This is a genomic window from Candidatus Chordibacter forsetii (assembly GCF_964187505.1).
In the GTDB taxonomy this organism is placed as follows: domain Bacteria; phylum Verrucomicrobiota; class Verrucomicrobiia; order Opitutales; family Seribacteraceae; genus Chordibacter; species Chordibacter forsetii.
In genome coordinates, this window is sequence record NZ_CAXLML010000111.1 from 1 (window position 1) to 5,000 (window position 5,000).

The 5,000-nt window shown below is 46.1% G+C and carries 3 protein-coding genes, 2 tRNA genes, 2 rRNA genes and 1 pseudogene (1 of these 8 running past the window's edge); all 8 read left to right on the forward strand.

What is annotated here, in order from left to right:
* Positions 1-28: 28 nt before the first annotated feature.
* Positions 29-172: a 50S ribosomal protein L31 gene (rpmE, locus tag ACKPQ4_RS05105; RefSeq protein ID WP_407680138.1), complete on the forward strand. Its 144-nt coding sequence runs from the start codon at positions 29-31 to the stop codon at positions 170-172.
* 149 nt (positions 173-321) lie between these two features.
* A complete protein-coding gene (locus tag ACKPQ4_RS05110) occupies positions 322-762 on the forward strand; it encodes a hypothetical protein (protein WP_407680130.1) in 441 nt (146 codons plus the stop codon).
* Positions 763-893: 131 nt separating this feature from the next.
* Positions 894-1,199 carry a hypothetical protein gene (locus tag ACKPQ4_RS05115; protein WP_407680131.1) on the forward strand — a complete coding sequence of 102 codons (306 nt, stop codon included), beginning with the start codon at positions 894-896 and terminating at the stop codon, positions 1,197-1,199.
* Positions 1,200-1,318: 119 nt separating this feature from the next.
* A pseudogene (locus ACKPQ4_RS05120) lies at positions 1,319-1,837 on the forward strand (formylglycine-generating enzyme family protein); the annotation flags it as partial.
* 1,007 nt (positions 1,838-2,844) lie between these two features.
* A 16S ribosomal RNA gene (locus ACKPQ4_RS05125) occupies positions 2,845-4,386 on the forward strand.
* A gap of 171 nt (positions 4,387-4,557) precedes the next feature.
* Positions 4,558-4,633: transfer RNA gene (locus tag ACKPQ4_RS05130), tRNA-Ala, on the forward strand.
* 30 nt (positions 4,634-4,663) lie between these two features.
* A tRNA-Ile gene (locus ACKPQ4_RS05135) sits at positions 4,664-4,740 on the forward strand.
* Positions 4,741-4,858: 118 nt separating this feature from the next.
* Positions 4,859-5,000, forward strand: a 23S ribosomal RNA gene (locus tag ACKPQ4_RS05140) (it continues 2,702 nt past the right edge of the window).
* Together the 16S and 23S rRNA genes with 2 tRNA genes alongside form the textbook arrangement of a ribosomal RNA operon.

The following is a 5,000-nucleotide window of genomic DNA, read 5'->3' on the forward strand; positions in this document are numbered from 1 at the left end:
TACTGCTAGTTCCAAGAAAACTGAGAATGTGGCCGGCATCGACCGCCATGTATTAGTTCGCGATATCACCATGGATTCTCACCCAGCATTCACTGGTGAGAAACGCTTTGTGGACACCGCTGGTCGAGTAGAGAAATTCCAGTCCAAGTTCTCCCGCAAACGCCAAGGTTAAGTTCTGCTTGTAGGATCCAATCTTTTGGGTCTTTAAAGAATTAGCAGTTTTAGATATAAGCTTTTCGTCATCTATTTGACGATTGATGATGTCTGTATGTTTTAAATCCTTACTTCAGGTCGTGCTTGTGCTGAGGAATCCTTCCGCACATGGACAAGTGCCAACGGGCGAATACTATACGCCCGCTACCTAGAATCAGTCGGCAGCAAGGCACGAATCTAAAACGCCCAAGGTCGCAAGTACACCGTTCCGTTGACGGGTTTTTCATCTGCAGATCAAGATTATGTAAAGAGGGCATTTGGACTTCCTCTTTTGCCGTACCCTTACCTTTTGAGGATGATGATGGCAGGGGCGGTGTTATTGTAGCCTCTGCCAAGGGTAGGGTAGAAGTATTCGTGCCTACCCGAGATAGTTATTTCGAGTTGAAGCCAGCATCTCGGGAAGTCATAGTCGGAGAATCGATCGCTTTCGGGGCTACCATTACTACTGGTAGTGAATCATCTGATAATTTACTCCTGTCTAATGGTACGCTTACTCACTTGGGAGAGAATGCAAAACTGGTTCTTACTGCTCTATCAAAAGAGTTTTAAGGGAACGAATCAAAAAGCAGGTGACTTTAAAAAGGAGGTCAGTCCAAGCCGAACAGTGCTTAATTTGGAAGCGGGAAACTTAGTGGTTGAGGCAAGAAAGTTAAGCAATTAGCACCAAGGTTGCACATGCTGTGATAAGGGGTACTCAGTTCAAGGTGTCCGCTAGTGCTGTTTCTGCTGTAGAGGGACGGGTAGACTTTTTGGATGCTAAGCAATTGGCAACTGTTGTGGAAACGGAGATGAAGCTAACTGCTAAGAAAGGGGGTGCTGCTAAGCTTGCGGATATGAGTGATGCTGAGCAAACAGAGGTGAGGCAGATTGTGGAGCAGACCAAGCAAGCAACCGCAGATATAGCCTTAAACCGCTTTGCAAATACCGTAGATGGGTACGCTTCGAAGCCGAATTACATTGTTATCCAGCCCTTAATATGGAACTGATTTGGTGTCCGCCGGGGGCTTTTATCATGGGACCTGGAGGTGAAAATAGTAGCTTTTATCCTGTAATTCTAACCAAGGTGTTTTAGCTTGGAAAATATTAAGTTACGCAGGAGCAGTATGAACAAGTAATGAAAGTTAACCCAAGTGAATTTACTGGTAGTAAACTGCCTGTTGAAAGAGTCACTTGTCATAAAACTGTAGCGTTTTGTGAATCAATAAATAAAAAGGAAGGTATTGGAGGTTGGAAGTTTGACCTTCCAACTGAAGCCCAGTGGAAGTATGTCTGTAGGACTAGAACATCAACATACTACAGTTGGGGAACTCCGTTAGTACAGAGTTAGCTAACTATCTGGATAGTGGCAAAGACATGATTGTAGCAGTTGGCCCTTATAAATCTTTTGGGTTTTCATGATATGTATGGCAATGTCAGGGAGTGGGTCGCTGACTTTCTCGGGTCTTACCCCGATGGCAGAGAATTGGATCCGAGAGGTCCTAAAACAGGAGAGGAAAATATCCAACGAGGAGGCTCTTGGGGTAATGTTGGGTCATTTATGAATTCTCGAAGAAGAGGAAATGGACCCACTAAAAGCAAGTCATCAAAACTTGGCTTCCGCGTTGCCCTGATGAAAGTAGACTAAATCGTAAAGCTCTCACCTACATCTCCCGCTCAAGGGGATACCGCGAGTTGAGTATGTTAGACGAACCCATCCTCGAATTGGAAGAGAATCATTGGAGAACCGTCGGCATTTCTCGGTTTGTAGCAGCAATAAATATGTACACAAGCTCGGAGGGTTAAGGTTGGAGCAGGTTGTATGCTCTTCAGTAATAAGCAATCTTACGACTAAGGCATTCTGGTTGAGGAAAATGGTAAGGTTAGTTCTTCAAGATTCCTCTAATAAAGACTGAAGTGATCTTATATCTGAAACTAGTTTTATAATAACAAGAACAAGTAGATAAGAAACCTTGTAAATACATGCCTTCTAGCAATCCATCCACTTCTTGTTCGGTTTAAGAGACCACTAAGCTAAGCGTACAAATCATATAATGCGATTGCACTGCAACCTATATAAGTCGTCTATAAGCCATTTTCTAAATTATCAATGCACATTCCATTGGATGAATGGGAGTAGTGATCAAGAATCGCTTCGAAATGAATTACTGGTCTCTTTGAATGATGATTGATTCAGTTCGTATTTATTAATGAGTGAAATTCTCTAATTTGAGTTAAAATGTGAGACGAAAAAGTACGAAAGTAGCTGAAAACCTCTGATTTAAGCTAATTTAAAAGCCAAAAATGTGTCAAACTGAAGAATTTTTCCCACTCAAATAGTAACGGAATACTTGTTAACAGAGCAGCCTGAAACCTATAATAACTTCCCCGCAATCAAAGTATAGTCCAGTAAGTAAAGGGGTCTTGGGAGTTATGGAGAGTTTTCTAGTACTAAGATTTACATGAAATAAAAAATATCATTTCACTTGACGAAAGGTTTGATTCTCTATTTGTTGGAACTCTTTCCCTCAAATACGAGGGTTGTTCTTTGAAAGTTATTTTGTGTGATCCAATGAACGGGTTACCGATCAATTTTTTTGAAAATATAAATGAGTCATTTATTTGACTCGAGCCTATGCGTTTAGTCGCATAACTCTCTTGGAGAGTTTGATCCTGGCTCAGAGTGAACGCTGGCGGCATGGTTAAGACATGCAAGTCGAACGATAAGCAAAACTTCGGTTTTGTGGACAGTGGCGAACGGGTGCGTAACACGTGAGCAACCTGCCCTTGAGTATAGAATAGCTCGCCGAAAGGCGAATTAATACTGTATGTGACCCTCTACCGCATGGTAAAGTGGTTAAAGCTTGTAATGGCGCTCAAGGATGGGCTCGCGGCCTATCAGCTTGTTGGTGAGGTAAAAGCTCACCAAGGCTAAGACGGGTAGCTGGTCTGAGAGGATGATCAGCCACACCGGGACTGAGACACGGCCCGGACACCTACGGGTGGCAGCAGTTTCGAATCATTCACAATGGGCGAAAGCCTGATGATGCAATGCCGCGTGGAGGATGAAGGCCTTAGGGTCGTAAACTCCTGTCATTAGGGAACAACAAATAGGTTTATAGCCTATTCTGAGTTAACCTAAAGAGGAAGAGGTGGCTAACTCCGTGCCAGCAGCCGCGGTAATACGGAGACCTCGAGCGTTACTCGGATTTACTGGGCGTAAAGGGTGAGCAGGCGGCCAAGTGTGTCAGGTGTGAAATCCCGGGGCTTAACCCCGGAACTGCGCCTGAAACTACTTGGCTAGAGTCTCGGAGAGGACAGTGGAATTCTAGGTGTAGCGGTGAAATGCGTAGATATCTAGAGGAACACCAGTGGCGAAGGCGACTGTCTGGACGAGTACTGACGCTCAATCACGAAAGCGTGGGTAGCGAAAGGGATTAGATACCCCTGTAGTCCACGCCGTAAACGTTGTGCACTAAGTTTCGGAGGATTCGACCCCTTCGGAGCTCTAGCTAACGCGTTAAGTGCACCGCCTGAGGACTACGGCCGCAAGGCTAAAACTCAAAGGAATTGACGGGGGCCCGCACAAGCGGTGGAGCATGTGGCTTAATTCGAGGCAACGCGAAGAACCTTACCTGGTCTTGACATGCCTGTCGTAGTTTTCCGAAAGGAATTCGTCAGTTAGGCTGGACAGTGCACAGGTGCTGCATGGCTGTCGTCAGCTCGTGTCGTGAGATGTTCGGTTAAGTCCGGCAACGAGCGCAACCCTCGTTTCCAGTTGCCAGCGGGTAATGCCGGGGACTCTGGAAAGACAAACCTCTTGTTGAGGTGGGAAGGTGGGGACGACGTCAAGTCAGTATGGCCCTTACGACCAGGGCTGCACACGTGCTACAATGCCCGGCACAATGGGATGCAATATCGCGAGATTGAGCAAATCCACAAAACCGGGCCCAGTTCGGATTGGAGTCTGCAACTCGACTCCATGAAGTTGGAATCGCTAGTAATGGCGTATCAGCAATGACGCCGTGAATACGTTCCCGGGCCTTGTACACACCGCCCGTCACATCATGAAAGCCGGTTCTGCCCGAAGTACATGAGTTAACCGCAAGGAGACAGTGTCCTAAGGTGGGGCTGGTGATTGGGATGAAGTCGTAACAAGGTAGCCGTAGGGGAACCTGCGGCTGGATCACCTCCTTTCTATGGAGCCAACCTATCCTTCGCGGATAGGTAGGTCGATCGAATCTTAATTACAAGCTTCGAGATCGGATAATCCGTTCCGGATCACACAAAATAGGTTTTGAAGAACATTGTTGTTCTTCGCTTCCATCACGTTCGAATGAACTGACGATTGGATGCACTTTACATTGAGGGGCCATAGCTCAGTTGGAAGAGCGCCTGATTTGCATTCAGGAGGTCGTCGGTTCGATCCCGTCTGGCTCCACCATTCGTTAGGTTTTCGACCGTGTAGTCAATGGGGCTCATAGCTCAGTTGGTTAGAGCACCGTGTTGATAACGCGGGGGTCGGTGGTTCAAGTCCACCTGGGCCCACCATTTCTGGAAGCACAAAATCTTTTATAACTTTTAGTTCTTTGATAGTTTTAACGTAAAATGGGTGACACAAGTGTCGCTCATCCGGAATAAATACCATACGGCGATTTAATGAATCGTAAACAAATGAAGCAAGGGCAATTGGTGAATGCCTTGGCGATGTCAGGCGATGAAGGACGTGACTAGCTGCGATAAGCCTCGGGTAGCGGCAAATACGCTTTGACCCGGGGATTTCCGAATGGGAGAACCCAGCAGCCTTAATC

What these genes read in the sequence shown, in the direction of transcription:
- ACKPQ4_RS05110 (WP_407680130.1), top strand. Translation starts at nt 322, where the DNA reads ATGGACAAGTGCCAACGGGCGAATACTATACGCCCGCTACCTAGAATC.